The 25,524-nt window shown below is 72.6% G+C and carries 23 protein-coding genes; 7 read left to right on the top strand and 16 right to left on the bottom strand.

All coding sequences use genetic code 11. The features are described from left to right. Positions 1–272: 272 nt before the first annotated feature. The gene (locus QC385_RS19665; RefSeq protein WP_279542607.1) at positions 273–1,922 is read left to right on the top strand and encodes a Stk1 family PASTA domain-containing Ser/Thr kinase; all 1,650 of its coding nucleotides are present in this window, start codon (positions 273–275) and stop codon (positions 1,920–1,922) included. 67 nt (positions 1,923–1,989) lie between these two features. On the opposite strand, the gene QC385_RS19660 is transcribed toward QC385_RS19665, so the two are convergent. Further along, positions 1,990–2,532 (bottom strand): bacterial proteasome activator family protein, encoded by a 543-nt coding sequence (locus tag QC385_RS19660; protein ID WP_279542606.1) that lies wholly within the window; start codon positions 2,530–2,532, stop codon positions 1,990–1,992. A 252-nt stretch (positions 2,533–2,784) separates the two neighbouring features. On the opposite strand from QC385_RS19660, the gene QC385_RS19655 reads away from it, so the two are divergent. Further along, positions 2,785–3,345: a hypothetical protein gene (locus QC385_RS19655; protein ID WP_279542605.1), complete on the top strand. Its 561-nt coding sequence runs from the start codon at positions 2,785–2,787 to the stop codon at positions 3,343–3,345. A gap of 31 nt (positions 3,346–3,376) precedes the next feature. Here QC385_RS19655 and QC385_RS19650 read toward each other — a convergent pair whose 3' ends face one another. Next, positions 3,377–4,366 carry an NAD(P)H-quinone oxidoreductase gene (locus QC385_RS19650; protein WP_279542604.1) on the bottom strand — a complete coding sequence of 330 codons (990 nt, stop codon included), beginning with the start codon at positions 4,364–4,366 and terminating at the stop codon, positions 3,377–3,379. Positions 4,367–4,535: 169 nt separating this feature from the next. Between QC385_RS19650 and QC385_RS19645 the strand changes: the two genes are divergently transcribed. Together QC385_RS19645 and QC385_RS19640 are read left to right on the top strand one after the other, a co-directional pair. Beyond that, positions 4,536–5,561, top strand: coding sequence for an ATP-binding cassette domain-containing protein (locus QC385_RS19645; RefSeq protein WP_279542603.1), 1,026 nt, complete (start codon positions 4,536–4,538; stop codon positions 5,559–5,561). Further along, positions 5,558–6,406, top strand: coding sequence for an ABC transporter permease (locus QC385_RS19640; protein ID WP_279542602.1), 849 nt, complete (start codon positions 5,558–5,560; stop codon positions 6,404–6,406). Before QC385_RS19645 ends, QC385_RS19640 begins: the two co-directional genes overlap by 4 nt. Before the next feature lie 67 nt (positions 6,407–6,473). Here the strand turns inward: QC385_RS19640 and QC385_RS19635 are convergent, their stop codons facing one another. The 6 genes from QC385_RS19635 to pdhA form a co-directional block, all read right to left on the bottom strand. Beyond that, the gene (locus QC385_RS19635; RefSeq protein WP_279542601.1) at positions 6,474–7,580 is read right to left on the bottom strand and encodes a potassium channel family protein; all 1,107 of its coding nucleotides are present in this window, start codon (positions 7,578–7,580) and stop codon (positions 6,474–6,476) included. Then, positions 7,577–8,959, bottom strand: coding sequence for a molybdopterin molybdotransferase MoeA (locus QC385_RS19630; protein ID WP_279542600.1), 1,383 nt, complete (start codon positions 8,957–8,959; stop codon positions 7,577–7,579). Before QC385_RS19630 ends, QC385_RS19635 begins: the two co-directional genes overlap by 4 nt. Then, complete coding sequence (locus QC385_RS19625) at positions 8,956–9,930, bottom strand: NTP transferase domain-containing protein (protein ID WP_443032940.1); 975 nt, start codon at positions 9,928–9,930, stop codon at positions 8,956–8,958. Before QC385_RS19625 ends, QC385_RS19630 begins: the two co-directional genes overlap by 4 nt. Before the next feature lie 86 nt (positions 9,931–10,016). After that, positions 10,017–11,450, bottom strand: a complete 1,434-nt coding sequence (locus QC385_RS19620; protein ID WP_279542599.1) for a dihydrolipoamide acetyltransferase family protein — start codon at positions 11,448–11,450, stop codon at positions 10,017–10,019. Next, on the bottom strand, positions 11,450–12,454 hold the full coding sequence (locus QC385_RS19615; protein ID WP_279542598.1) for an alpha-ketoacid dehydrogenase subunit beta: 1,005 nt from the start codon (positions 12,452–12,454) through the stop codon (positions 11,450–11,452). The genes QC385_RS19620 and QC385_RS19615 overlap by 1 nt, the downstream gene beginning before the upstream one ends. Then, the gene (pdhA, locus tag QC385_RS19610) at positions 12,451–13,593 is read right to left on the bottom strand and encodes a pyruvate dehydrogenase (acetyl-transferring) E1 component subunit alpha (protein WP_279542597.1); all 1,143 of its coding nucleotides are present in this window, start codon (positions 13,591–13,593) and stop codon (positions 12,451–12,453) included. The genes QC385_RS19615 and pdhA overlap by 4 nt, the downstream gene beginning before the upstream one ends. A 189-nt stretch (positions 13,594–13,782) precedes the next feature. Between pdhA and QC385_RS19605 the strand changes: the two genes are divergently transcribed. Next, the gene (locus QC385_RS19605; protein ID WP_150485449.1) at positions 13,783–14,268 is read left to right on the top strand and encodes an Lrp/AsnC family transcriptional regulator; all 486 of its coding nucleotides are present in this window, start codon (positions 13,783–13,785) and stop codon (positions 14,266–14,268) included. Between the two features lie 2 nt (positions 14,269–14,270). Here QC385_RS19605 and QC385_RS19600 read toward each other — a convergent pair whose 3' ends face one another. Together QC385_RS19600 and QC385_RS19595 are read right to left on the bottom strand one after the other, a co-directional pair. Beyond that, positions 14,271–14,861, bottom strand: a complete 591-nt coding sequence (locus QC385_RS19600; protein WP_279542596.1) for a TetR/AcrR family transcriptional regulator — start codon at positions 14,859–14,861, stop codon at positions 14,271–14,273. Then, positions 14,858–16,375, bottom strand: a complete 1,518-nt coding sequence (locus QC385_RS19595; RefSeq protein ID WP_279542595.1) for a 3-hydroxyacyl-CoA dehydrogenase — start codon at positions 16,373–16,375, stop codon at positions 14,858–14,860. The genes QC385_RS19600 and QC385_RS19595 overlap by 4 nt, the downstream gene beginning before the upstream one ends. 160 nt (positions 16,376–16,535) lie before the next feature. Here QC385_RS19595 and paaN point away from each other — a divergent pair, with 160 nt between their 5' ends. Next, a complete protein-coding gene (paaN, locus tag QC385_RS19590; protein WP_279542594.1) occupies positions 16,536–18,227 on the top strand; it encodes a phenylacetic acid degradation protein PaaN in 1,692 nt (563 codons plus the stop codon). Between the two features lie 69 nt (positions 18,228–18,296). Here the strand turns inward: paaN and QC385_RS19585 are convergent, their stop codons facing one another. From QC385_RS19585 to QC385_RS19575, 3 genes are read right to left on the bottom strand one after another with little or no spacing between them, the layout of a single operon-like run. Continuing rightward, the gene (locus tag QC385_RS19585; RefSeq protein ID WP_279542593.1) at positions 18,297–19,037 is read right to left on the bottom strand and encodes a TrmH family RNA methyltransferase; all 741 of its coding nucleotides are present in this window, start codon (positions 19,035–19,037) and stop codon (positions 18,297–18,299) included. Beyond that, positions 19,034–20,245 (bottom strand): HTTM domain-containing protein, encoded by a 1,212-nt coding sequence (locus tag QC385_RS19580; protein ID WP_279542592.1) that lies wholly within the window; start codon positions 20,243–20,245, stop codon positions 19,034–19,036. The genes QC385_RS19585 and QC385_RS19580 overlap by 4 nt, the downstream gene beginning before the upstream one ends. Continuing rightward, positions 20,242–21,015: a DUF5819 family protein gene (locus tag QC385_RS19575; protein ID WP_279542591.1), complete on the bottom strand. Its 774-nt coding sequence runs from the start codon at positions 21,013–21,015 to the stop codon at positions 20,242–20,244. Before QC385_RS19575 ends, QC385_RS19580 begins: the two co-directional genes overlap by 4 nt. 430 nt (positions 21,016–21,445) lie before the next feature. On the opposite strand from QC385_RS19575, the gene QC385_RS19570 reads away from it, so the two are divergent. Continuing rightward, positions 21,446–22,579 carry an acyl-CoA dehydrogenase family protein gene (locus QC385_RS19570; RefSeq protein ID WP_279542590.1) on the top strand — a complete coding sequence of 378 codons (1,134 nt, stop codon included), beginning with the start codon at positions 21,446–21,448 and terminating at the stop codon, positions 22,577–22,579. Between the two features lie 39 nt (positions 22,580–22,618). Here QC385_RS19570 and QC385_RS19565 read toward each other — a convergent pair whose 3' ends face one another. From QC385_RS19565 to QC385_RS19555, 3 genes are all read right to left on the bottom strand, one after another. Then, entirely contained in the window at positions 22,619–22,948 is a 330-nt protein-coding gene (locus QC385_RS19565; RefSeq protein ID WP_086852278.1) for a rhodanese-like domain-containing protein, read from the bottom strand. 58 nt (positions 22,949–23,006) lie between these two features. After that, complete coding sequence (locus QC385_RS19560; protein WP_279542589.1) at positions 23,007–23,918, bottom strand: hypothetical protein; 912 nt, start codon at positions 23,916–23,918, stop codon at positions 23,007–23,009. A 71-nt stretch (positions 23,919–23,989) separates the two neighbouring features. Next, positions 23,990–25,423 (bottom strand): DUF2252 domain-containing protein, encoded by a 1,434-nt coding sequence (locus QC385_RS19555; protein ID WP_279542588.1) that lies wholly within the window; start codon positions 25,421–25,423, stop codon positions 23,990–23,992. Positions 25,424–25,524 lie beyond the last annotated feature (101 nt).

The raw sequence follows: 25,524 nt of genomic DNA, 5'->3' as shown, positions 1-25,524 counted from the left end.
CGCCGGTCCGAGACGGGTACCAGGGCGGGCACGGTACGGACGCGTCATGAAACCTTCACTCCGTACTGTCGTGCAAATTCTGTGTACCGGCCGCACATCCCCTGTAACGCTTCCGCGACGCTTCCTTCGCGTACGGTCACGGAACGGGCACCGAGCTTGACGTGTCGGTGCCCTGGGGCAGACTTGGCCGGGAATGGCGGTTTGGATCAACGCGGTCAGCGACGGATCAGCGGCAGTCGGCGGCGCCTCAAGGGCTACGGGGGAAACGGAACATGAGCCAGGACGGCGCACAGGGCCAGTACACGGGGCGGGCGGTCGCGAACGGTCGCTATCAGCTGCGTGATCTGCTCGGCCAGGGTGGCATGGCCTCGGTGCACCTCGCGTACGACAGCGTGCTCGATCGACAGGTCGCGATCAAGACACTTCACACCGATCTCGGTCGGGAACAGGCCTTCCGCGAGCGGTTCCGCCGCGAGGCCCAGTCCGTGGCCAAGCTCACGCACACCAACATCGTCTCGGTCTTCGACACCGGCGAGGACACCCTCGACGGGATGACGACGCCGTACATCGTCATGGAGTACGTCGAGGGCCGCCCGCTCGGCTCGGTGCTCGACGAGGACGTGCGGCAGCAGGGCGCGATGCCCGCCGACAAGGCCCTGAAGATCACCGGGGACGTGCTCGCCGCGCTGGAGATCAGCCACGAGATGGGCCTGGTCCACCGCGACATCAAGCCGGGCAACGTGATGATGACCAAGCGCGGCGTGGTCAAGGTCATGGACTTCGGCATCGCCCGCGCCATGCAGTCCGGTGTGACGTCGATGACGCAGACCGGCATGGTCGTCGGGACCCCGCAGTACCTCTCGCCGGAACAGGCCCTCGGACGCGGTGTGGACGCCCGCTCCGACCTGTACTCGGTCGGCATCATGCTGTTCCAACTGGTCACCGGGCGGCTGCCGTTCGACGCGGACTCGCCGCTGGCCATCGCGTATGCGCACGTTCAGGAGGAGCCCCCGGTTCCGTCCTCGGTCAACCGCTCGCTGCCCCCGGCCGTGGACGCCCTGATCGCCCGCGCGTTGAAGAAGAACCCGAACGAGCGCTTCCCGAGCGCCGAGGCCATGCGGGACGAGTGCCTGCGCGTGGCGGCGTCCGTCCAGGCCGCCCCGCCGAGCATCGTCCCGGGCGCGCAGACCCCCAGCGGCGCGGGCGTCGGCTCGGCCGTGTTCCCGCCGGTCGACCAGGCGGCCCCGGCGCCCTCGGGCCAGGTGCAGGCGCCGTACCAGCCGACTCCGCCCCCGAACCCGTACGGCACGCCCGCCCCGGCGACGCCGTCCCCGGCCTACGGCTACCCGCAGCAGGGCGGCTACCAGACGCCGTCCCCCGCCGCGTACTCCCCGCAGCCGGGTCCGTCGACCCCGCCGCCGTACAACCTCGCGCCGCAGACCGCGCAGGTCTCAGCGGGCGGCGGCAAGAGCAACAAGCCGGTGATCATCGGCTCGGTAGTGGTGTCCGTCGTCGCGGTCGGCGGTCTGATCGCGGCCCTGCTGATGAACAGCGGCGGCCAGGACGACCAGGGCGGCGGGGGCAGCAGCGCGAGTGCCTCGGCCTCGGCGGCGGCCAAGAAGCCGGGCTATCGCGGGCCGGACACGTCGAGGACGATCGAGACCGAGGAGTGCACGGAGCCTCAGGAGTCGTACAACGACCCCGAGAAGATCCGGATGCCGAGCTTCAAGTTCAAGGACATCACGTCGGTCAAGGCCTGCCTCCAGGCGGCCGGCTGGGAAAAGAAGATCAACAACCTGGACGAGAACACGTACGGCGACGGCACGGTCATGAACCAGTTCCCGTCCGCCGGCACCGACGTGGACCCGAAGGACATGCCCGAGATCGAGCTCGGCGTCTCCACGGGCAACCCGCCGGCCTGATCCGCGCGTGCGAAGGGCCCGGCAGCTTCGGCTGCCGGGCCCTTCGCACGGCCGGTACGCGGACGCCTTACAGGTAAGGCCCGCCCGAACGGCCGCCCGAGTGCTGCTCGTCGAGGCCGTCCTGGCCGACGCCCGGCGGGAGGGCGCGGCGCATCTGCTCCAGCTGGGCGCGGGCCGCCATCTGCTGGGCGAACAGCGTGGTCTGGATCCCGTGGAAGAGCCCCTCCAGCCAGCCGACCAGCTGGGCCTGCGCGATGCGCAGCTCAGCGTCGCTCGGCGTCGTCTCGTCCGTGAAGGGCAGGGAGAGCCGCTCCAGCTCCTCGACCAGCTCGGGCGCCAGACCGTCCTCCAGCTCCTTCACCGAGCTGGCGTGGATCTCCTTGAGCCGGACCCGGCTGGCCTCGTCCAGGGGAGCCGCGCGCACTTCCTCCAGAAGCTGCTTGATCATGCTGCCGATCCGCATGACCTTCGCGGGCTGCTCCACCTGTTCCGTGACCGGGGTCTCGCGGGAGTCCTCGTCACCGCCGCCGCCGCTGAGCGCCATGCCGTCCTGGCCAACGACCAGGATCTGCGGGTTCTCCGGCGACCTTTCGTTCCTCGGCATCTCCATGCCGCCATTCTCTCGCACGCCTCCACCTCCCCTCTGTGGTGCCCCCTCGGGAGGCTGATCCACCGTGTGGGAGGAGACGTGCGGGTCAGACCCCGGGTTGCTCACCAAAGGGTGAATCCGGCTCGTGCGGCGATTCCGCCTGTCGGCCGAACCCGGAATGCCGCCGCAGTGGGGCGGTGTGAGGCTGATTGCCCGATCTGACCGAACTTGCCGGATTCGCCCTACCGGGCACGGCGGGAGGGGGTCACCAACGTGACTCCATGGCAACGCGCACTGCGGGCGACGGGACTGACGGTCGCCCTGGGGGCGGGTGCGGTCGTCTCACCGTACGGGGCCGGCGCCTCGTACGGAGCTGTCCAGTCCGTCCAGTCGTACGGCTCTGTCCAGTCGTACGGCTCTGTCCAGTCGTACGGCTCCGTCCAGTCGTACGGCTCTGTCCTCGCGCACGGCGTCCTCGCGTACGACGACACTCCCGGGGGCGGTGCCCTCGCCGCCCCTTCCGCCCCCTCCGACCCGGGTGAGCCCTCGCGGGCCGGGACCCGGGCCGGTGAGGGGAGGCAGCGGCCGGGGCGGCCCGAGGACGCCGAGCGGGAGCGCGACGCCGGTGCGGTCACCGCCGCCCCCGAGGAGCCCCGGGAAGCCGTCCCCGAGCCCCCCGCGCAGACGGAGCAGCCCGTACGGGAGGCCGCCGCCGCGCGGGCCGAGCGCCCCGTCGGGCCGGTCCTGCGCATCCTGCCGCTGGGCAGCGGCCTGGTGCTGATCGGCCTCGGCCTCGGCCTCGCCTTCTTCGCCCTGCGGCTGCGGCGGGTCTAGGCCTGGAGGCCGAGGTCTGTCCGCCGGTGCCTCAGGCGCCCTGCGGGGTGATCAGCAGCACCTTGCCGATGTGGCCGCTCTCCTCCACGACCCGGTGCGCGGTGGCCGCGTCCGGCATCGGGAGCTCGCGGTCGACGACCGGGCGCAGGTGGCCGCCTGCGAACAGGGGCCAGACGTGTTCGCGCACGGCCGCGACGATGGCCGCCTTCTCCTCCAGCGGCCGGGCGCGCAGGGACGTCGCGCTGATGGCGGCGCGCTTGGCGAGCAGGGCGCCGATGTTCAGCTCCCCCTTGACCCCGCCCTGCATACCGATGATCGCGAGCCGGCCGTTGACGGCCAGGGCCCTGACGTTGCGCTCCAGGTACTTGGCGCCCATGTTGTCGAGGATGACGTCGGCACCGGCGCCGTCCGTGGCCTTCCTGACCTCCTCGACGAAGTCCTGCTCGCGGTAGTTGACCAGGATGTCGGCGCCCAGTTCGGCGCACCGGTCGAGCTTCTCCTTCGTACCGGCCGTGACGGCCACCCGCGCGCCGACGGCCTTGGCGAGCTGGACGGCCATGGTGCCGATGCCGCTGGAGCCGCCGTGCACGAGCAGCGTCTCGCCCGGGCGCAGGTGGGCGATCATGAAGACGTTCGACCAGACGGTGCAGGTCACCTCGGGCAGGGCCGCGGCCCGCGTCAGTGCGATGCCCTCGGGCACGGGCAGCAGCTGTCCGGCCGGGACGACCACCTTCTCGGCGTAGCCGCCGCCGGAGAGCAGCGCGCACACCTCGTCGCCGACGTTCCAGCCGGAGACACCGGGGCCGATCTCGGCGATCCGCCCGGAGCACTCCAGGCCGGGGTAGGGGGACGCGCCGGGCGGCGGGTCGTAGAAGCCCTGCCGTTGCAGGATGTCGGCCCGGTTGACGGCACCGGCCGCCACCTCGACCAGGACCTCGCTCTCGCCGGGCACGGGATCCGGGACCTCGTCCCAGACCAGCGCCTCGGGCCCACCAGGTTCGGGAATCGTGATCGCATACATGAAGGGGACGGTACTCCTCGGTCGCCGGACGGACTCCCCTCCGCCCCCGGGCCGGCTCCGCCTCCGTCGTTGGTCCGGTCCCGGCCGAATTCCATGTGCGGGACCGATGAGTTTGCGCGACGGTGAGGGTCTCCCCATGCGTAGCCCACGTACTCGGAAGGACCCGAACATGAGCACGCAGACGTCCGGCCTGGCGATCGAGACAGCGGGCCTGGTGAAGACCTTCGGCGAGACGAGGGCGGTAGACGGGGTGGACCTGTCCGTGCCCGCGGGCACGGTCTACGGCGTCCTCGGACCGAACGGCGCCGGCAAGACCACCACCGTGAAGATGCTCGCCACCCTGCTCCGGCCGGACGGCGGCGAGGCTCATGTCTTCGGCCACGACATCGTCCGCGAGGCCGACGAGGTGCGCGGCCGGGTGAGCCTCACCGGCCAGTACGCGTCGGTGGACGAGGACCTCACCGGCACCGAGAACCTGGTCCTGCTGGGCCGGCTGCTCGGCCACCACAAGAAGGCCGCCCGGGACCGTGCCGCCCAGCTCCTGGAGGCCTTCGGGCTGACGGAGGCGGCCGCGAAGCAGGTCAAGCAGTACTCGGGCGGCATGCGGCGCCGCATCGACATCGCCGCGTCCATCCTCAACACCCCCGACCTGCTGTTCCTCGACGAGCCGACCACCGGCCTCGACCCGCGCAGCCGCAACCAGGTCTGGGACATCGTGCGGGCCGTCGTCGCCCAGGGCACCACCGTGCTGCTGACCACGCAGTACCTGGACGAGGCCGACCAGCTGGCGTCCCGGATCGCCGTCATCGACCGCGGCCGTGTGATCGCCGAGGGCACCAAGGGCGAGCTGAAGTCGTCCGTCGGCGCCGGGTCCGTCCATCTACGGCTGCGAGATCCGGACCAGCGGACCCTGGCGGCGGATCTGCTGCGCCGGGTCCTCGACGCGCAGGTGCAGCTGGAACACGACCCGGTGGCCCTGACCGCCCGGCTCGGTACGGCGGCGAGCGACGACAGCGCGGCCCAGCAGGCGGCCCGCGCACTGAGCGAGCTGTCCCACGCCGGCATCACCGTCGACAACTTCTCGCTGGGCCAGCCCAGCCTGGACGAGGTGTTCCTCGCCCTCACCGGGCACGACACCCACGACTCCGACCAAGCCGACGACTCCCACGACCCGAAGGACGAGGTGGCGGCATGAGCACCGCGACGACCACGGAGGGCAAGGAACTCGCCCCGGTCAGCACCGAATCCCTCGCCGCGCTGCTCATCTCCAAGGAGCGTCCGCCGCGGCCCAGCGCCTGGTCGGCCTCGATGACCTTCGGCTGGCGGGCGATGCTCAAGATCAAGCACGTGCCGGAGCAGCTCTTCGACGTCACGGCGTTCCCGATCATGATGGTGCTGATGTACACGTACCTGTTCGGCGGGGCGCTGGCCGGCTCGCCGAGGGAGTACATCCAGTTCCTGCTGCCGGGCATCCTGGTGATGTCGGTCGTGATGATCACGATGTACACGGGTGTCTCGGTCAACACCGACATCGAGAAGGGCGTCTTCGACCGGTTCCGCAGCCTGCCGATCTGGCGGCCGTCGACGATGGTCGGCTATCTGCTCGGCGATGCCCTGCGGTACACGATCGCGTCCGTCGTGATGCTCACCGTCGGCATCATCCTCGGCTACCGGCCGGACGGCGGGATCCTCGGAGTGGTCGCCGGGATCGCCCTGCTGGTGCTCTTCTCGTTCGCCTTCTCGTGGATCTGGACGATGTTCGGGCTGATGCTGCGCACCGAGAAGTCGGTGATGGGCGTCAGCATGATGGTGATCTTCCCGCTCACCTTCCTGTCCAACGTCTTCGTCGACCCGAAGACGATGCCGGGCTGGCTCCAGGCCTTCGTCAACAACAGCCCCATCACACATCTGGCGTCGGCGGTGCGCGGCCTGATGGGCGGCGACTGGCCGGCCGCCGAGGTCGCCTGGACGCTGGGCTGGACCGGGCTGTTCGTGCTGGTCTTCGGGCCGATCACGATGCGGCTGTACAACGCCAAGTAGGCCGTGGGGCCCTGGCCGGCCATCGCGCACGGGTCAGTGCGTGGCGGCCGGCCTTTCGTCGCGCCGGTCAGCTGCGGGGCATCGGCGGCAACGGCCGGGTGTCGGGCGCGATCTGGGAGCCGGGCGTCGCCCGCACGATCGTGATGAGCCGGTCGGTCAATTCCAGCTTCCCGACGGCCGCATCGTCGTAACCGAGCACCCGGTGACCGCGTATGACGCTCACCACCAGGTCGGTGATCTCCCGCGGGGTCTTGCCCACCTCGGCCTTGACCACCGGCCGTTCGACGATGTCGAGGCCGCTGCCCTGCTGGATGAGGTCCTCCATCACCATGCCCGCCGACGGGCTGAGGACGGAGAGGCCGAGCAGACGGCCTGCGGCGCTGGCACTGGTGATGACCGCGTCGGCGCCCGACTGCTTCAGCAGCGGCGCGTTCTCCTCCTCCCGTACCGCGGCCACGATGTTCGCCCCGCGGTTGAGCTGCCGGGCCGTCAGCGCCACCAGGACCGCCGTGTCGTCGCGCTGCGTGGCGATGATGATCTGGCGCGCCCTGTGCACCTCGGCCCGCTTCAGCACCTCACTGCGCGTCGCGTCCCCGACGATGCCCGCGTAGCCCTCGGCGGTCGCGGCGTCGATCACCTTCGAGCTGGGGTCGACCACGACGACCTGTTCCTTCTTCAGGCCCGTCGCGCAGACGGTCCGGATCGCCGACCTGCCCTTCGTGCCGAAGCCGATGACGACGGTGTGATCGCGCAATGTGGACCTCCAACGGTTCAGCCGCCACTCCTCCCGTGTGCGTTCGGTGAGGGCTTCGAGCGTGGTGCCGACCAGGATGATCAGGAACAGCACGCGCAGGGGCGTGATGATGAGGATGTTCGTGAGCCTGGCGGCATCACCGGCCGGGGTGATGTCGCCGTAGCCGGTGGTGGAGAGGGTGACGGTCGCGTAGTAGAACGCGTCGAGGAGGGTGAGACCGCCACCCGCGTTGTCGTTGTAGCCGTCGCGATCGAGGTAGACGATCAGTGCGGTCACGACGAGGACCACCAGTGCCATGGAGAGCCTCTTGGCGACCTGGCGGATGGGGTGCTCCACCACTTTCCGCGGGAGCTTCACCCGATGGGTCACCAGATGCTCGTCCGCCTGGCGGGCGATCGCGTCCTGGCCCGGAAGTTTCACGTGAAACACACCCCGATTCCTCCGGACGCCCAGGGCAGGTCGAGCAGTTCCGCCTCCTGTCCCGGACGTGCACCGCCTGGGGGTACGACGGCCAGTGCGTCGGCCGCCGCGATGCCGCGCAGCATGGCCGGTCCGTTGTAACGCAGCGGCACGGCCTGGTCGCCCCGCAGGACGACGGGGACGAGCCGGGTGTCGTGCGGGTGCCCGTGCACGGCGTCCCTGATCGGCAGCGTGTACGGCTCCGGGGCCGGGCGGGCCGCGAGGGTCCGCAGCAGCGGCTCGGCGAGCGTGAGCAGCCCCGAGACGGCGGCGAGCGGGTTGCCCGGCAGGCCGACGAGGTGCTGGGACTCGCTGATGCGGGCCAGCAGCATGGGGTGGCCGGGACGCACCTTGACGCCGTCCACGAGGAGTTCGGCGCCGATGCGGCGCAGGATGGGGTGGACGTGGTCGACGGGGCCCGCGGCGGTGCCGCCGGTGGTGACGACGACATCGGCGTCGGACGTGGTGATCACCCGGTGCAGGGCTTCGGCGTCGTCGCGGACGCGTCGCACGGCGGTGACCTCGGCACCGAGCGCCCGCAGCCAGGGCGGCAGCATCGGACCGAGCGCGTCCCGGATCAGACCATCGTGCGGCCGTCCCTCGGTGAGCAACTCGTCGCCCAGGACCAGGACTTCCGCGCGAGGCCGTGGGACGGCGGTGACGGTGTCGTATCCGGCCGCTGCGGCGAGCCCGAGTACGGCCGGGGTGACGAGGGCGCCGACGGGGAGCAACTGGTCGCCGTTGCGGCACTCCTGGCCGCGCGGGCGGATGTCCTGCCCGGGGACGACGTCCCTGGTCGCATACAGGCGGCCCTTGTCGTCGGTGCGGCCGTGCTCGCTGCGCAGGACGGCGGTGGTGTCCGGGGGGATGCGGGCGCCGGTGGCGATCCGGACGGCCTCGCCGTCGGTCAGGGGCTCCTGCGCGGCGTGCCCGGCCAGGACACCGTCGTCCCGTACGTCCCAGGGGGCGGGCCCGGCGACCGCCCAGCCGTCCATCGCGGAGGTGTCGAAGGAGGGGAGGTCGGTGAGGGCGTCGAGGGGAGCGGCCAGGGTGAGGCCGAGGGCGGCTTCGAGAGGAACGGAGACGGGCCGGCGGTGGGCGGCCCGGGTGGTGCTCCGGGCGGCGCGTCCGGCGGTGGCCCGGGCCTCCGGCCAGGGGGTGGCGTGGTGGCGGGCGTCGGGCCGGGGAGAGGTGTCCGGCCGGCCGGAGGCGCGACGGCTGTCCGACTCACCTCGTCCGGCGGGGCCGGGCAGGTCGTTGCTGTTGTTCACGAGGGCGAGCACCTCCTCGACGTCGAGGTCCTCGGCGTCCTCGCCGGCGCGCGTGCCGTGCGGGGTCATCCGGCGTCCGGGCGGGTGTCGGGCGTCGCGTCGGGGGCGACGTCGGGCTGGGACCGGGTGCCGGAGGTCTGGGCCTCTGCGGCACTTTCTTCCGCCCAGCGGGCGGCGAGAGCCGCGGCTTTGCGGGCGGCCTCGGCGACCGCGTCGGGGCCGCCGCCCGCCCGTGCGGCCGCGTAGCCGACGAGGAAGGTGGTCAGCGGCGCCGCCGGCCGGTCCACACCGTGGGCGGCGTCGCGGGCGAGGTCGAGCAGAAGGCGGGTGTCGACGTCGAGGTCGATCCCCAGGTCGTCCTTGACTGCGGAAATCCATTCATCCAACACGTGCCCATGCTCCCTGATGCGTGCCCTGGCGGTGGCGATGTCGTCCCAGGTGTCGCAGTCGAAGGACGCGACGGGGTCGGAGACGCGGGTGAGGTTCAGCTCGGCGATGAGACGCCGCAGCGGGAGACCGGCGAGGCTCTCGTGCCGGTCGGTGAGGAGTGCGAGCGCCTCGCGCAGCCGCGGTGCGGCGTACGCGGCAACGAGTGGCTGGTCACGGCCCTCGGGGTCGGTCAGCAGCACGCCGTCGGCGGCGCTCGTCCGGAGGGTGCTCAGCAACAGGCCGACCGTGCGTTCCTCCAGGAACGGCAGATCGGCGGAGAGCACCACGACGCGCTCCGCCGTGGTGTGCCGGAGTCCGGCGTCGAGCGCGGCGAGCGGGCCGCCGCCAGGCGGGTCCTCTCGGGCCCAGGTCACGGGCCGTGCCGTCGGCCGGGGTGCGGCGACGACGACGGTGCCGCGGGCGCCCGCGCACGCGGCGAGCACGCGGTCGAGCAGGGCCCGGCCGCCCACGCGCACACCGGGTTTGTCCGCGCCGCCGAGCCGGCGGGCGGCACCCCCAGCGAGCACGACGGCGTCGTACGCGGCGGGGTCCGGCCGCGTCGCGGGGCCGGAACCGGTGCCGGGTTCACCCGGGAGCTCGAAGGCGGTCACACCCCGAGTATGCGTGCCCCCGCGATCACACGGAACGCGGGGGAGCGGACACGATCACGGGCACCGGCTCGCGGGCCGAACGGGAATCACAGCGTCCGCAGCAGCACGGCCGGCTGTTCCACGCAGTCCGCCACGTAGCGCAGGAAGCCGCCCGCCGTGCCGCCGTCGCACACCCGGTGGTCGAAGGTGAGCGAGAGCTGGACGACCTGCCGCACCGCGAGTTCTCCCTCGTGCACCCACGGCTTGGGGACGATGCGGCCGACGCCGAGCATGGCCGCCTCGGGGTGGTTGATGATCGGTGTGGAACCGTCGACGCCGAAGACTCCGTAGTTGTTCAGCGTGAAGGTCCCGCCGGTGAGCTCCGCGGGCGTCAGTGTCCCGGTCCGGCCCGCCTCGGTCAGCCGGGCGAACTCCGCGGTCAGCGACTCGGCGTCGCGCGCGTGCGCGTCCCGGACGACCGGGACGACGAGCCCCCGGTCGGTCTGCGCGGCGAAGCCCAGGTGCACGCGGTCGAACCGGACGACCTCCCTGGCCTCCGCGTCCACGGTCGAGTTGAGCTCGGGGAAGCGGGCGAGGGCCGCCGTGCAGATCCGGGCCAGCAGGGCCAGGAGGGAGATCTTCGGGCCGCCGGCCGCGTTCATGGCCGTGCGTGCCCGCATGAGCTCCGTGGCGTCGGCGTCCACCCAGCAGGTCGCGTCCGGGATCTCGCGGCGGCTGCGCGCCAGCTTCTCGGCGACGGCGCCCCGGATGCCCTTGAGCGGGGTGCGGATCTCGCCGGGGGCCGCTGTCGCGGCGGGCTGCGGTGCGGGGGCCGTGCCCGGTGCCTGCGGCACGCGCGGGTGCGGCTGTGCCGGCGGTGCGGCCGCGGCACCCTGGCCGGCGGCCCGCAGCGCGTACTCCACGTCCGCCCGCAGGATCAGCCCGTCGGGGCCGGACCCGGTCAGCTCCCGCAGGTCGAGGCCGTTCTGCCGGGCCAGCCGGCGGACCAGGGGCGAGATCACGGGGACGGGGCCGTCCTCCGTCCGGGGAGCACCGGCCCGCCCGTTCGCCGCCGCCGGGACGGCACCCTGCCCGTTCACCGCCCGGGAGCCCGCCGCGGGCGCACCGGACACCGGCCTTCCCTGCCGCACCCTGCGTCGCCGCGCGGGCGCCTCGGACGTGCCGTATCCGACCAGGACGTTGCCCGAGCCCTCGGCGCCGGAGCCGGCGGACTTCTCGCTCGCGGACTCCGCCGAGCCGCCTGAAGCCGCCGAGCCGTCGGAGGTCGCAGGCCGCTCCCCCACCGCCACCGTGATCAGCGGCGCGCCGACGGGCAGTTCCGTGCCCTCCTCGCCGAAGCGGGCCGTGACCACACCGCCGTAGGGGCAGGGCACCTCGACCATCGCCTTGGCCGTCTCGACCTCGACGACCGGCTGGTCGATCGCGACCACGTCGCCGACCTCGACCAGCCAGCGCACGATCTCCGCCTCGGTGAGCCCCTCGCCCAGGTCGGGCAGCTTGAACTCGAGCACCTGTGCCATCAGCTCTCGGCCTCCCACTGAAGACGCCCCACGGCGTCCAGGATCCGGTCCACTCCGGGCAGGTGGTGGCGCTCCAGCATCGGCGGCGGATACGGGACGTCGAACCCGGCCACACGCAGCACCGGCGCCTCCAGGTGGTGGAAGCAGCGCTCCGTCACCCGGGCCGCGATCTCCCCGCCCGGGCCGCCGAAGGAGCCCGACTCGTGGACGACGACCGCGCGTCCCGTCCGCCGCACCGAGGCGCACACCGTCTCGTCGTCGAACGGCACCAGGGAGCGCAGGTCGACGACTTCGAGGTCCCAGCCCTCGGCCCGGGCCGCCTCGGCCGCCTCCATGCAGACGGGGACGGACGGCCCGTAGGTGACGAGCGTGGCGCTCCGGCCCGAGCGCCGCACCACCGCGCGGCCGATCGGTTCGACGGGCGCCGGCTCCTCGGGGTTCCAGGAGTCCTTCGACCAGTACAGCCGCTTGGGCTCCAGGAAGACGACCGGGTCGTCGGAGGCGATCGCGGCGCGCAGCAGACCGTAGGCGTCGGCGACGGTGGCCGGCGTGACGACATGGAGCCCCGGAGTCGCCATGTAGTACGCCTCGGAGGAGTCGCTGTGGTGCTCGACGCCGCCGATGCCGCCGCCGTAGGGGACGCGGATGGTGATCGGGAGCGGCATCCTGCCGCGGGTGCGGTTGCGCGTGCGGGACACGTGCGAGATGAGCTGCTCGAACGCCGGGTAGGCGAACGCGTCGAACTGCATCTCCACGACCGGGCGCAGGCCGTACATGGCCATGCCCACCGCCGTGCCCAGGATCCCCGCCTCCGCGAGCGGGGTGTCCGTGCAGCGGTCCTCGCCGAACTCCTTGGCGAGTCCGTCGGTGACGCGGAAGACGCCGCCGAGGGTGCCGACGTCCTCGCCCATGACGTGCACGGCGGGGTCGGCGGCCATGGCGTCGCGCAGGGCGCGCGTGAGGGCCTGCGCCATGGTGGCCGGCTTGACGGCGACGGTGGTCATCGGTGCGTTCCCTCCGACTCGCTCTCGGCCTCCAGCTCGGCCAGCAGCTGGTCCTGCTGCTCGCGCAGTTGGGGCGTGGGCTCGGCGTAGACGTGGGCGAACAGGTCCATGGGGTCGAGGACCGGGTCCTGGTTCATGTGCGCGCGCAGGTCGGCGGCCATCGCCTCGGCGGCGTCCCGTGCGGCCTGCTTCCCGGCCTCGTCGAGCAGGCCGCGCGCGGTCAGCTCCCGCTCCAGCAGCTGGATCGGGTCGTGCTCGCGCCAGGCCTCGACCTCGGCGTCGCCGCGGTAGCGGGTCGCGTCGTCGGCGTTGGTGTGGGCGTCCACGCGGTAGGTGATCGCCTCGACGAGGGTGGGTCCGCCACCCGCGCGGGCGTGGCGTACGGCGTCGCTCAGCACCTCGTGCACGGCGGCGGCGTCGTTGCCGTCGACGAGGCGGCCGGGCATGCCGTAGCCGACGGCCTTGTGGGCCAGCGAGGGGGCCGCGGTCTGCTTGGCGAGCGGGACGGAGATCGCGAAGCCGTTGTTCTGGACGAGGAAGACCACCGGGGCCTGCCAGACGGCGGCGAAGTTCAGCGCCTCGTGGAAGTCGCCCTCGCTGGTGCCGCCGTCGCCGACCATGGCCAGCGCGACCACGTCGTCGCCCTTGAGGCGGGCGGCGTGCGCGAGGCCCACGGCGTGCGGCAGCTGGGTGGCGAGCGGGGTGGACAGGGGGGCGACCCGGTGCTCGTGCGGGTCGTAGCCGGTGTGCCAGTCGCCGCGCAGCAGCGTGAGCGCCTCGACGGGGTCCACACCGCGGGCCACGACGGCGAGCGTGTCGCGGTAGCTGGGGAAGAGCCAGTCCCGCTCCTCCAGCACGAGCGCGGCGGCGATCTCGCAGGCCTCCTGGCCGGTGGTGGAGGGGTAGACGGCCAGGCGGCCCTGCTTGGTGAGCGCGGTGGCCTGCGCGTTGTAGCGGCGACCGCGGACCAGCTGGGCGTACAGCGTCCGCAGCAGCTCCGGGTCGGCCTTCGCGGCCGCCTCGGTGCCGAGGACGCGGTACGGCTCGGCGTCGGGCAGCAGCGGCGCGGGGTCCGTGCGGGGCTGCCAGGCGGGCGGCGGGGTCGGCCGGTACGCGCCCCGCTGCTCCATGACCGTCATGACGGCACCTCCTCGTGGGAGCGGCTTCGCAGGCGCGTCGGCTGTGATGCGCCTCACCTACCGATTGTTCGGTCGTCGGCACATTTTGGCTATGGGTGCCCTCAGGCTGTGGACAAACGGTTCTCCACAGCCTGTGATGGACGCAGTACGTCCATGGCAGGGAGGCGGACGCGGGTGGCATCTGAACAAATGGCCGAGAGCCAGGACGACAGCGGCCTGCCGCCGCCGCCGCGTCCGCTGGACGCCATCGACCAGGACATCCTGCGCATGCTCCAGGCGGACGGCCGCGCCTCGATACGGTCGGTCGCCGAGCGGGTCCACGTCTCGCGCGCCAACGCTTACGCCCGCATCAACCGGCTCGTCGAGGACGGCGTCATCCGCGGCTTCGGCGCCCGCGTCAACCACGAACGGGCAGGCCAGGGGACGTCCGCATACATCACCCTGAAGATCGTGCAGAACTCCTGGCGCACCGTGCGCAAGGAGCTCAGACAGCTGCCCGGCGCCTCGCACATCGCCTTGGTGGGCGGGGACTTCGACGTGCTGCTGCTGGTGCACGTGTCCGACAACCGGGCGCTGCGCGAGCTGGTGCTGACCCGGCTCCAGGCGATCCCGCAGGTGCTCAGCACGCGCACGCTGCTGGTGTTCGAGGAGGAGGACCTCGAGCCGCAGGGCTGAGCTCAGGCGCTCTTGCGGAGCCCGCCGAACGCCAGCCGCACCACCGCGTCCGCCACCTCGCGCTCGTTCATGCCGCGCCCGCCCGGCTTGTACCACTCGACGATCGAGTTGATCATGCCGAAGACCAGCCGGGTCACCAGCCGGACCTCTATGTCACCGCGCACGTCCCCGTCCGCCGCCGCGGCCTTCAGCAGGTCGGCCACCCGGTGGTCGAAGTCGCGGCGGCGATCCAGGGCCCACCGCTCGGTGTCCGTGTTGCCGCGCACACGGAGCAGGAGCGTCACGTAGGGCAGCTCGGCTATGAGCACCTCGACCATGCGCCGGACGACGTACTCCAGACGCTCGGCGGCACGCCCCACGCGCGCGTGCTCCTCGTCGAGGATCCCGAACAGGCCGTCCAGGGCCCGGCTCACGGCACGGCGCAGCAGTTCCTCCTTGCCCGTGACGTGGTGGTAGATCGACGACTTGGAGATGCCGGCCGCCTTGGAGAGGTGCTCCATGGAGGTGCCGTCGTAGCCGCGCTCGTTGAACACCCGGACGGCGACGGACAGCAGCGTGTCCGGCGTGTAGGTGTCGCGTCTGGCGGTGGTCATGAGGCTGTGCCCTCCCGCTTGTCGGAGGCGTGGGCGTGGCGGTACAGCGCGAGGGACGGCGCATAGCGCCCCGAGGGGTCCCGCAGGTGCAGGTCGTCCAGGAGCGAGTAGGCCCAGTAGCGGCCGAGCCGGCGGCTCCACTCGAAGGGGCCCAGGGGGTAGTTCACGCCGAGGCGCATCGCGGTGTCGACGTCCTCCTCGGTGGCCGCGCCCTTGGCGACGGCGTCGTGCGCCAGGTCGATGATCCGCGCGACCGTGCGGGCGACGATCATGCCGGGGACGTCTCCGATGACGCTGACCTTCTTGCCGAGCGCCTGGAACAGGCCGACGGCCTCGGCGAGGGTCTGCGGGGAGGTGTCCTGGGAGGCGGACAGGGCGATCCGGGTGGCCTTGCGGTAGTCCAGGGCGAGGTCGAAGTAGACGACGTCCCGGAACTCCACGGAGGTCTGCCCGTCGGCGAGGGCGAGCTGGCCGCCGCTCGGCAGCACCATGCGGGTGCCGTTGTCCTCGTCCTCGTCACGCACCGGGATGCCCGCCTCGCGGATCAGCGCGAGCAGGTCACCGGCCGGTCCCAAATCGCCCTCGGCGACGACGTACGCGGGCGGCTGCCGCTGCTCCGCGGTATCCGGCTCGGGGCGCTCGGCGCCGTCCCGGTGGTCGTACCAGCCGTGGCCGGTCTTTCGGCCCAGCCGGCCGGACTCGACCAGGCGCCGCTGGGCGAGGGACGGCGTGAAGCGCACGTCCTGGAAGAAGGACTGCCAGACCGACTGGGTGACGGACTCGTTGACGTCCTGGCCGATCAGGTCGGTCAGCTCGAACGCGCCCATCTTGAAGCCGCCCGACTCGCGCAGCACGGCGTCGATGGTGGCCGGGTCGGCGCCCTGCGCCTCGTGGACCGCGAAGGCCTCCGCGTAGAAGGGCCGGGCGATGCGGTTGACGATGAAGCCGGGGGTGTCCGCGCAGGCGACGGGCGTCTTGCCCCAGGCGCGGGCGGTCTCGTACGCGCGCGTGGCGTACGTGACGTCGGTGGCGAACCCGGAGACGACCTCGACCAGCGGCAGCAGCGGGGCGGGGTTGAAGAAGTGCAGGCCGACGAAGCGGCCGGGGGAGCTCAGGGCGCCGCCGATGGCGGTGACGGACAGGGACGAGGTGTTGGTGGCGAGCAGGCAGTCGTCGGCGACGATGCCCTCAAGCCCGCGGAACAGGTCCTGCTTGACGTCCAGCCGCTCCAGGACCGCCTCGACGACCAGGGCGCAGTCCGCCAGCTCGGAGAGGTCCTCGGCGGGCAGCAGCCGGGCGCGGGCGGCGTCCCGGTCGGCGCCGGTGAGCCGGTCCTTCGCGACGAGCCGGTCCAGCCGGGCGCCGATCGCGTCGGCGGCTTCCCGTGCGCGCCCGGGGATGGTGTCGTACAGCCGTACGGGATGGCCCGCGACCAGCGCGACCTGGGCGATTCCCTGACCCATGGTGCCGGTGCCGACGACGGCCACGGGGCTGCTGAGGTCGAGTGCTGTCATGTGCGCGATCCTCCCGCACGGGGTTTTCCACAGATGCGGCGGACCCCCTTGAACCGACCGATCGTTCGGTTACTCTAGCTCTGTCCGAGTGTTCCTGCCCAGGTTTCTGCCCAGGTCATGAACTCGACGAAGAGTTCTTGAGACGAGGAGTTGGTCACCCATGACCGCCGCACTCTCGGCGCACGAGCTGATCGCCCGGCACCGGTCCACCCTCGACCAGGCGCTGGAAGCGATCCGCACGCGCGCGTACTGGTCCCCGCACCCCGAGCACCCCAAGGCCTACGGGGAGAACGGCAGCCTGGACGCGGCCGCGGGCAAGGCCGCCTTCGACGCCCTGCTCGGCACCCGCCTCGACCTCGGCCAGCCGGGCACGGACGACTGGGTGGGCGGCGAGACGTCCCCGTACGGCATCGACCTGGGCGTGACCTACCCGCACGCGGACCTCGACGTGCTGCTGCCCGCCATGAGGGCCGGGCAGCGGGCCTGGCGGGACGCGGGCGCCGAGCAGCGCGCGGTGGTCTGCCTGGAGATCCTCAAGCGCATCAGCGACCGGACGCACGAGTTCGCGCACGCGGTCATGCACACCTCCGGCCAGGCGTTCATGATGGCGTTCCAGGCGGGCGGGCCGCACGCGCAGGACCGCGGCCTGGAGGCGGTGGCCTACGCCTACGTGGAGCAGGTGCGCACACCCGACAACGCCGAGTGGACCAAGCCGCAGGGCAAGCGCGACCCGCTGGCCATGACCAAGCAGTTCACGCCGGTCCCGCGCGGCATCGGCCTGGTGATCGGCTGCAACACCTTCCCGACCTGGAACGGCTACCCGGGCCTGTTCGCCTCCCTGGCCACCGGCAACGCGGTCCTGGTCAAGCCCCACCCGCGCGCGGTGCTGCCCCTCGCCCTCACCGTGCAGGTCGCGCGCGAGGTGCTCGCGGAGTCCGGCTTCGACCCGAACCTGATGGCGCTGGCCGCGGAGCGCCCCGGCGAGGGCATCGCCAAGACCCTCGCGCTGCGCCCGGAGATCCGGATCATCGACTACACGGGCTCGACCGAGTTCGGCGACTGGCTGGAGGCCAACGCCCGCCAGGCCCAGGTCTACACGGAGAAGGCCGGCGTCAACACGGTCGTCGTCCACTCCACGTCCGACTACAAGGGCATGCTCTCCAACCTGGCGTTCTCGCTGTCCCTCTACAGCGGCCAGATGTGCACCACCCCGCAGAACCTGCTCGTCCCGCGCGAGGGCATCTCCACGGACCAGGGCCCGAAGACGTACGACGAGGTGGTCGCGGATCTCGCGAAGTCGGTGGACGGGCTGCTGGGCGACGACGCCCGGGCCAACGCGCTGCTGGGCGCGATCGTCAACCCGGAGGTGAAGGCCCGGCTGGAGGGCGCGGCGGGGCTGGGCGAGGTCGCCCTGGCCTCCCGGGAGATCAGCAACCCGGACTTCCCGGGCGCGGTCGTCCGTACGCCGGTGATCGTGAAGCTGGACGGGGCCAAGCCGGATGCCGAGGCCGCCTACATGAGCGAGTGCTTCGGGCCGGTCTCCTTCGCCGTGGCGGTCGACTCGGCGGCGGACGCCGCGGAGCTGCTGCGGCGGACCGTCCGTGAGAAGGGCGCGATGACCGTCGGGGCGTACACGACCGACCCGGAGGTCGAGCAGGACGTGCGGGAGGTGTGCCTGGAGGAGGCGGCGCAGCTGTCGCTGAATCTCACGGGCGGGGTGTACGTGAACCAGACGGCCGCGTTCTCGGACTTCCACGGGTCGGGCGGTAATCCGGCGGCGAGTGCGGCGCTGTGCGACGGGGCGTTCGTGGCCAACCGGTTCCGGGTGGTCGAGGTGCGGCGGGAGGCCTGAGCGCTCTGGGGGTGCGGTGATTGCGCGGGCGCGGGCCGTTCGTGGCTGCTCGCGCGGTTCCCCGCGCCCCTACGGCACGTTGCAGCTCCAGTGGTACAAGGTCATCGCCACGCTCGTCGCCAGGTTGTAGCTGCTGACCTGGGGGCGCATCGGCAGGGACAGCAACTGGTCCGCACGCGCGCGTAGTTCCGGTGACAGGCCCGTGCGTTCCGAGCCGAAGGCCAGGACGGCGTCGTCCGGGAGCTTCATGGTCCGGATGTCGTCGCCCTCCGGGTCGAGTGCGAACAGCGGGCCGGGCGGCAGGCCGGACACCTCCAGCCGTTCCACCGCCGTCGCGAAGTGCAGCCCGGCCCCGCCGCGGACGACCGTGGGGTGCCAGGGGTCGACCGTCCCGGTGGTGACCACGCCCGTCGCCCCGAAGCCGGCCGCCAGGCGGATCACCGCCCCCGCGTTGCCCAGGTTGCGCGGGTTGTCGAGGACGACGACCGGGGCCGTGCGGGGCGTGTGCCCCAGCTTCTCGAGGTTGGACTCGCGGGAGGGCCGTACGGCCAGGGCGGCAACGGCGGTGGGGTGCGGGCGCGGGACGAACGACGCGTACGTCTCGTGCGGCACCTCCGTCAGCAGCCCGGCCAGCGCGTCCCGTACGTCCGGGGCCAGCTCGTCGGCGAGGGCGAGCGTGGCCGCCCGGTCGGCGGTGACCGCGACCGGCACCTCGGCGCCGAACCGCACGGCGTGCTTGAGGGCGTGGAAGCCGTCGAGCAGGACGGTGCTGCCGGCGAGCCGGCGCCAGGCGGTCACGGGGTCGGTCATGTCCCGAAGCCTACGTGCGTGGCCTCGGGGCGCTCGTGGACCTGCTGCCCGGGGGCCTGTCCGGGCCCGCCGCGCCGCAGCAGCCGGTCACGGACGCGTGCAGCCCGGCCGCCCATGCGGCGCAGGAAGGGCGTCGGCAGGAACACCGCGTCCGCCGCGATCATCGCCAGCGAGAAGAACGGCAGTCCGAGGACGACGGCGATCACGGCGTGCTCGGTGATCATGACGGCCAGCAGGACGTTCTTCACCCGCCGGTTGAACAGCGTGAACGGGAAGGCGACCTGCACCAGGACCGTCCCGTAGGTCACGAGCATCACCATCGTGCCGCTGGCGGACAGCAGGTCGGCGAGCCCGGGCCAGGGCGAGAAGTACTCCAGGTGGAGCGGGTAGTAGACGGCGGTGCCGTCCTGCCAGCGCGAGCCCTGGATCTTGTACCAGCCGGCCGTCGCGTAGATCAGGCACGCCTCGGCCATGATCACGAGCAGGGCGCCGTTGTGCACGACGTCGGCGACCACGTCGAACATGATCCGCAATTGACTGGGCTTCGCGCGGCGCCCGGCCAGCCACCACAGGGCCTGCGTCACCCACACGGTCCACAGCAGCGCCGGTATCAGCCAGTCGCCCTCCATCCGGCCGGCCAGCGTGGCCCCCACCAGCACGAACCCGAGCACACCCCACAGGGCCGGGCCGGTCCGGTCCGTGACCCGCTCGCCCCGCGCGTGTGCCGTCCGGGCGCGCGCGGCCCGGCGGGCGTCCAGCGACCACACCTGGGCACAGCGCGTGAACACCAGGTAGACCGACATCAGGTGCAGCACGTTGTCGCCGCCGTCGCCCATGAAGACGCTGCGGTTCTGGAGCGACAGCACACCGACCATGAACAGCACCGACATGGTGCGGGTGCGCCAGCCCAGCATCAGCAGGGCACTGGCGAGGACCGCGAGCAGGTAGACGATCTCGAACCAGGCCCCGCCGTCCGACCACATGAGAGTGGTGAAGGCCTTGTTGGTCCCGATCAGCTGCTCGGCGAGACCCCAGCTCCAGGGCCCGTCGGGGCCGTAGAGCTCGTGGCGGTGGGGGAACTCGCGCAGCAGGAAGAGCAGCCAGGTCGCGCTGAAGCCGATGCGGATCACGGCGGTCTGGTACGGGCCGAGGGCGGCCTCGGTGATCCGGGCGATACCGCGCGAGGCGGCCAGGGAGAAGCGGTTCACCGCACGCCACCCCCGGCCTCGGCCTCCGGCACCGGCCACCATGGCAGCTCGCGGTAGGCGGGTGTCGTGGAGACCTTCTCCCGGCTCCACTCCGGCGGGGGCACGTTGCTGGTGCGCGAGCGGACCTGGACGCGCTCGATGACGCCGACGCCCCCGGTGGCGGCCCGCACGGCGTCGTCGCGGCCGAGGCGCAGCACCACGATCCGGCGCAGGTACGACTCGGAGAGCGAGCCGCGCAGACCCACCGGGCGGTTCTCGCTGTCGTGCGTGGCGAGGAAGAAGTCCCAGGCGCGCCGCAGCTCGTTCTGCTGGGTGTGGCTGGGCAGCAGGTTGCCGTCGATGGCCCGGCCGTCCTCGGCGGACAGGTCGTACCAGCCGGTGGTCACCGTCCCGCCCTCCCCGTCCCGGACGTCGGCACGGACCTGGATCGAGATGTTCTGCTGGAGCGGATTCGGCGCGAAGAGTTTCCAGTTCTGCTCGAACTCCGGGTAGATCCAGTCGTCCACGGCCTTGCCGTGCTCCCTGGTGACGGTGTTCGGCGGCGCGACGTGCAGGAACATCATCCCGACGTGCACACAGACCCCCACCGCGACGACCGCGAGCGCCAGCGCGACACCGATCCGGTAGGGGAGGGCGAGCGCGGCGACACCGGCGGGGGGTTCGGTGGGCGGGGCCGGCTCGGCAGGCCCGCCCGACTCGGCCGGCACACCCGGCTCGGCCGGCCCGTCCGGCCCGTGCCGGGCGTCCGAGCCTCCGTCGTACGCGTCCATTCAGCCCCGTTCCACGATCCCGGTCCGTCGTTCCGTCCGCCCGGCCGCGAGGGCGTCGTACCGCCCGCGCACCGCTGCGCGACGTCGGCACGGGCACGGTACTCAGGCCGCCCACCCGGGCACAGCCTCTTGCGCCGGTTCCGCCCGTGGCCGTCACCACACCGCGGAAGCCGGCCCGAAGCCGACCCGAAGCTGATCGGAAGCCGACCGTACGGCGCTCGCGGCGGCCGGAGAGCGGCGGTCCCCCTGGTCCACAGGGGACCCCCGCAGGTTATCCACAGGGCGCCCGGACAGGTCGCCCACAGGAGTGACACCCTACGGCGCCCGCCCGCACACCCATTCCCTTCTTCTAGAACCTGTTCTATCTTGCGGCCCGTCAGCTCACGTCAGCTATGTCAGCCCAGCGGGACCGGCCGGAAGGACAGGCACCGTGGACTTCACCTTCACCGAGGAGCAGCAGGCCGCGGCCGAGGCGGCGAAGGGCGTGTTCGCCGGGGTCGCGCCCGACACCGTGCCCAGTCCGGCCCTCACCCCGGGCGCCGTCGCCGACACCTGCGACCGGGCCCTGTGGGCCAAACTCGCCGACGCCGACCTGCTGAGCCTGCTGCTGGACGCCCGGTACGGCGGGGCCGGCCTGGACGCGATCGCGCTGTGCCTGGTGCTGCGCGAGTCGGCGCGGGTGCTGGCCAGGGTGCCGCTGCTGGAGAGCAGCGCGGCAGCGGCCGCCGTCCAGGCCTTCGGCGGCGAGGAGGCGAGGTCGGCGCTGCTGCCCAGTGCGGGCCGGGGCGAGCTCGTGCTGACCGTCGCCGCGCACGGCCGCACCGGCCACGACCCGGCCGAGCTCGCCGTGACCGCACGGCAGGACGGCGCGGCGTGGGTGCTGGACGGAGTGCAGACGGCGGTGCCGTGGGCGTACGACGCGGACGTCACGGTCGTCCCCGCGCACACGGCGACCGGGCGGACCGTGCTGGCCCTGGTCCCGCGGGGGCACGAGGGGGCCGTCCTGGCCGAGCAGTTCTCCACGAGCGGTGAGCGGCTCGGCGAGCTCCGGCTGGAGTCGGCGCGGCTGGCCGCCCGGGACGTGATCGACGCCGACGGCGCCTGGGAGTGGCTGCGTGACCTGCTGGCCACCGGGACATGTGCGCTGGCGCTCGGGCTCGGGGAGCGGGTGCTGCGGATGACCGGGGAGTACGCGAGCAAGCGGGAGCAGTTCGGTTTCCCGATCGCGACCTTCCAGGCCGTCGCCGTGCAGGCCGCCGACCGCTACATCGACCTGCGCGCGATGGAGGCCACCCTGTGGCAGGCCGCGTGGCGGATCGCCTCGGGGGCGCCGGGCGCGCTGCCCGCAGCCGGTGATGTCGCCGTCGCCAAGATCTGGGCGGCGGAGGGCGTACGCCGGGTCGTGCAGACGGCGCAGCATCTGCACGGCGGGTTCGGCGCCGACGTCGACTATCCCCTGCACCGGTACCACGCCTGGGCCAAGCACCTGGAGTTGTCACTCGGCCCGGCGGCGGCGCACGAGGAGGCCCTGGGCGACCTGCTGGCCGCCCACCCGTTGGCCTGAACCCACCGGCGGGCGGGCGCCGACAGCCCGCTACAGCCGCTACAGGACGAACCCGGGCTGCCCGTCGTCCGTCACGACGGGGCGGCCCGCCGCCTCCCACACCTGCATGCCGCCGTCGACGTTCACGGCGTCGATGCCCTGCTGGGCCAGGTACATCGTGACCTGGGCGGAACGCCCGCCGGAGCGGCAGATCACATGGACCCGGCCGTCCTGCGGGGCGGCCTCGGTCAGCTCCCCGTACCGGGCGACGAACTCGCTGATGGGGATGTGCAGCGCCCCTTCGGCGTGACCGGCCTTCCACTCGTCGTCCTCCCGGACGTCCAGCAGGAAGTCGCCGTCCTTGAGGTCCGCGACCTCGACCGTGGGCACACCAGCTCCAGAACTCATGCGTCCGACGCTACCCGAACCGGCCCGGCCGGGCTGCGGCTCAGCCCTCCGCCAGCAGCGCGGCCAGCTCCCGCTCCCGCTCGGTGACCTGGGTGAGCAGCTGCTGCCCGATCTCGTCCAGGAGGCCGTCCGGGTCGTCCGGGGCCAGCTGGAGCATGTGGCCTATGGCGCTCTCCTCCAGCTCCTTGGCGAGCAGGGCGAGCAGTTCCTTGCGCTGGGCCAGCCATTCGAGGCGGGCGTAGAGCTCCTCGGCGCGGCTCGGGCCCCGCTTCAGCTCGGGCCCCCTGGCCCATTCCTCTGCGAGTTCGCGCAGCTCCGCCTCGTCGCCCCGGGCGTAGGCGGCGTTCACCCGGGTGATGAACTCCTCGCGCCGCTCGCGTTCCTTCTCCTCCTGCGCCAGGTCCGGGTGGGCCTTGCGGGCCAGCTCGCGGTAGAGCTTGCGGGCCTCCTCGCTGGGGCGGACCCGCTGCGGTGGCCGGACCGCCTGGTCCGTGAGCATCGCCACGGCCTCCGGGAAGAGGCCGCTGTCGTCCATCCAGCCGTGCAGCAGCTCCTCGACGCCGGGGATCGGCGCGAGCCGGGCCCTGGCCTCCTCCGCCCGGCGCCGGTCCTCCGGGTCGCCACTGCGGGCGGCCCTGGCCTCGAGGATCCGGGCGTCCAGCTCCTCGAGCCGGCCGTAGAGCGGACCGAGCTTCTGTTCGTGCAGACGGGAGAAGTTCTCGATCTCGACGCGGAAGGTCTCCACCGCGATCTCGTACTCGATCAGCGCCTGCTCGGCGGCCCGCACGGCCCGCTCCAGCCGCGCCTCGGGCCGCGCCGCCTCGCCTTCGGTATGCGCCGCGCCGCCCTCGGGGCGATCCTCGCCGCCCTCGGCACGCGCCGCGTCACCTTCGGGCGTCACCCGTTCCTCACCGGCGCCGCCACCACCCTGCTCAGCTTCCGGGGTCGTCACCCGACCAGCGTAGGCCACGGCCGGACCGCTCCCGTGCTCCGGACAACCACGCGCCCGATGGCCCTCAGGCTTCAGACCCCCATCTCCGCGGCGACCTTCCCCGCCCGCACCCCCGCCACCAGGTCCGCATGGTCCGCCTCCGTGCGGTCCGCATAGGCGACGGCGAAATCCGCCATCGCCTCGTCAAGCTCCTCGCTCTTGCCGCAGTAGCCGGCCATGAGGCGGGGGTCGGCGCTGTGGGCGTGGGCGCGGGCCAGGAGGGCGCCGGTCATCCGGCCGTAGTCGTCTATCTGGTCGGCGGCCAGGGCGGCCGGATCGACACTGCCCTTGCGGTTGCGGAACTGGCGGACCTGGAAGGGATGCCCGTCGACCGTCGTCCAGCCGAGCAGAATGTCGCTGACGACCTGCATCCGCTTCTGCCCCAGCACGACCCGCCGGCCCTCGTGGTCGACCGCCGGAGCGTCGAAACCGGCCGTCCCCAGATGCGGCACCAGGGCCGACGCCCGCGCCTCCTTCACCTGGAGCACCAGCGGCTCACCCCGGTGGTCCAGGAGCAGCACGACGTAGGACCGGGTGCCCACACTGCCGGTGCCGACGACGCGGAACGCCACGTCGTGCACCGCGTGCCGGGCGAGGAGGGGCAGGCGGTCCTCCGGCAGCGTGCCGACGTACTCCTCCAGGGACGCCGCCACCGCCGCGGCCTCCGCGTCCGGGACGCGCCGCAGCACCGGCGGGGCGTCGACGAAGCGGCGCCCGCCGTCCTCCGTGGCCTCCGTCGACCTGGCGGCGAAGCGGCCGCTGGTGTTGTGGCGGGCCTTCTCGGAGACCCGCTCCAGCGTGCCGAGCAGGTCGTGGGCGTCCGTGTGGGAGACGAGTTCCTCGTCCGCGATGGCGTTCCACGCGTCCAGCACCGGGAGCCTGGCCAGCAGCCGCATGGTGCGGCGGTAGGCGCCCACCGCGTCGTAGGCCGCCTTGCGGCACCTCTCCTCGTCCGCTCCGGCCTCCCGGCCCGCGAGCACCAGGGAGGCCGCGAGGCGCTTCACGTCCCACTCCCAGGGGCCGAGCACCGTCTCGTCGAAGTCGTTCAGATCGATGACCAGGCCGCCCCGCGCGTCGCCGTACAGGCCGAAATTGGCCGCGTGGGCGTCCCCGCAGATCTGCGCCTTGATCCGGGTCATGGGGGTGCGCGCCAGGTCGTACGCCATGAGGCCGGCGCTGCCGCGCAGGAACGCGAACGGTGTGGCGGCCATGCGGCCGACCCGGATCGGCGTGAGCTCGGGGAGCCGGCCGCGGCCCGACTCCTCGACCGCGCTCACCGCGTCGGGCCGGGACGCGTCCAGGTCGAGCGTGGCGTGCGCGCGGCGTGGGATCCGCTTGCGCAGGGCCTTGCCCTCGTCCTTGGGCGAGCCCTCGGCGGGCCACTCGGCGAAACCGCGCACCCGGGGCAGCCGACGCGTCGCCCCATGCACCGCCCTGTCCTCAGCCCCGGCACTGTCCCTGGTCACACCGACCGCCTCCCCCGCACGCGAACGAACATCAACTCGTGCGACCGTACAGCCGGTGGCCGAAACGCGTCAGGCCCTGTGGACAACTCCACAGCTGTGGA

The sequence above is a fragment of the Streptomyces sp. DH10 genome, from assembly GCF_029813805.1.
Taxonomy (GTDB): Bacteria; Actinomycetota; Actinomycetes; order Streptomycetales; family Streptomycetaceae; genus Streptomyces; species Streptomyces coeruleofuscus.
This window is presented reverse-complemented; position numbering and strand designations above follow the sequence as displayed.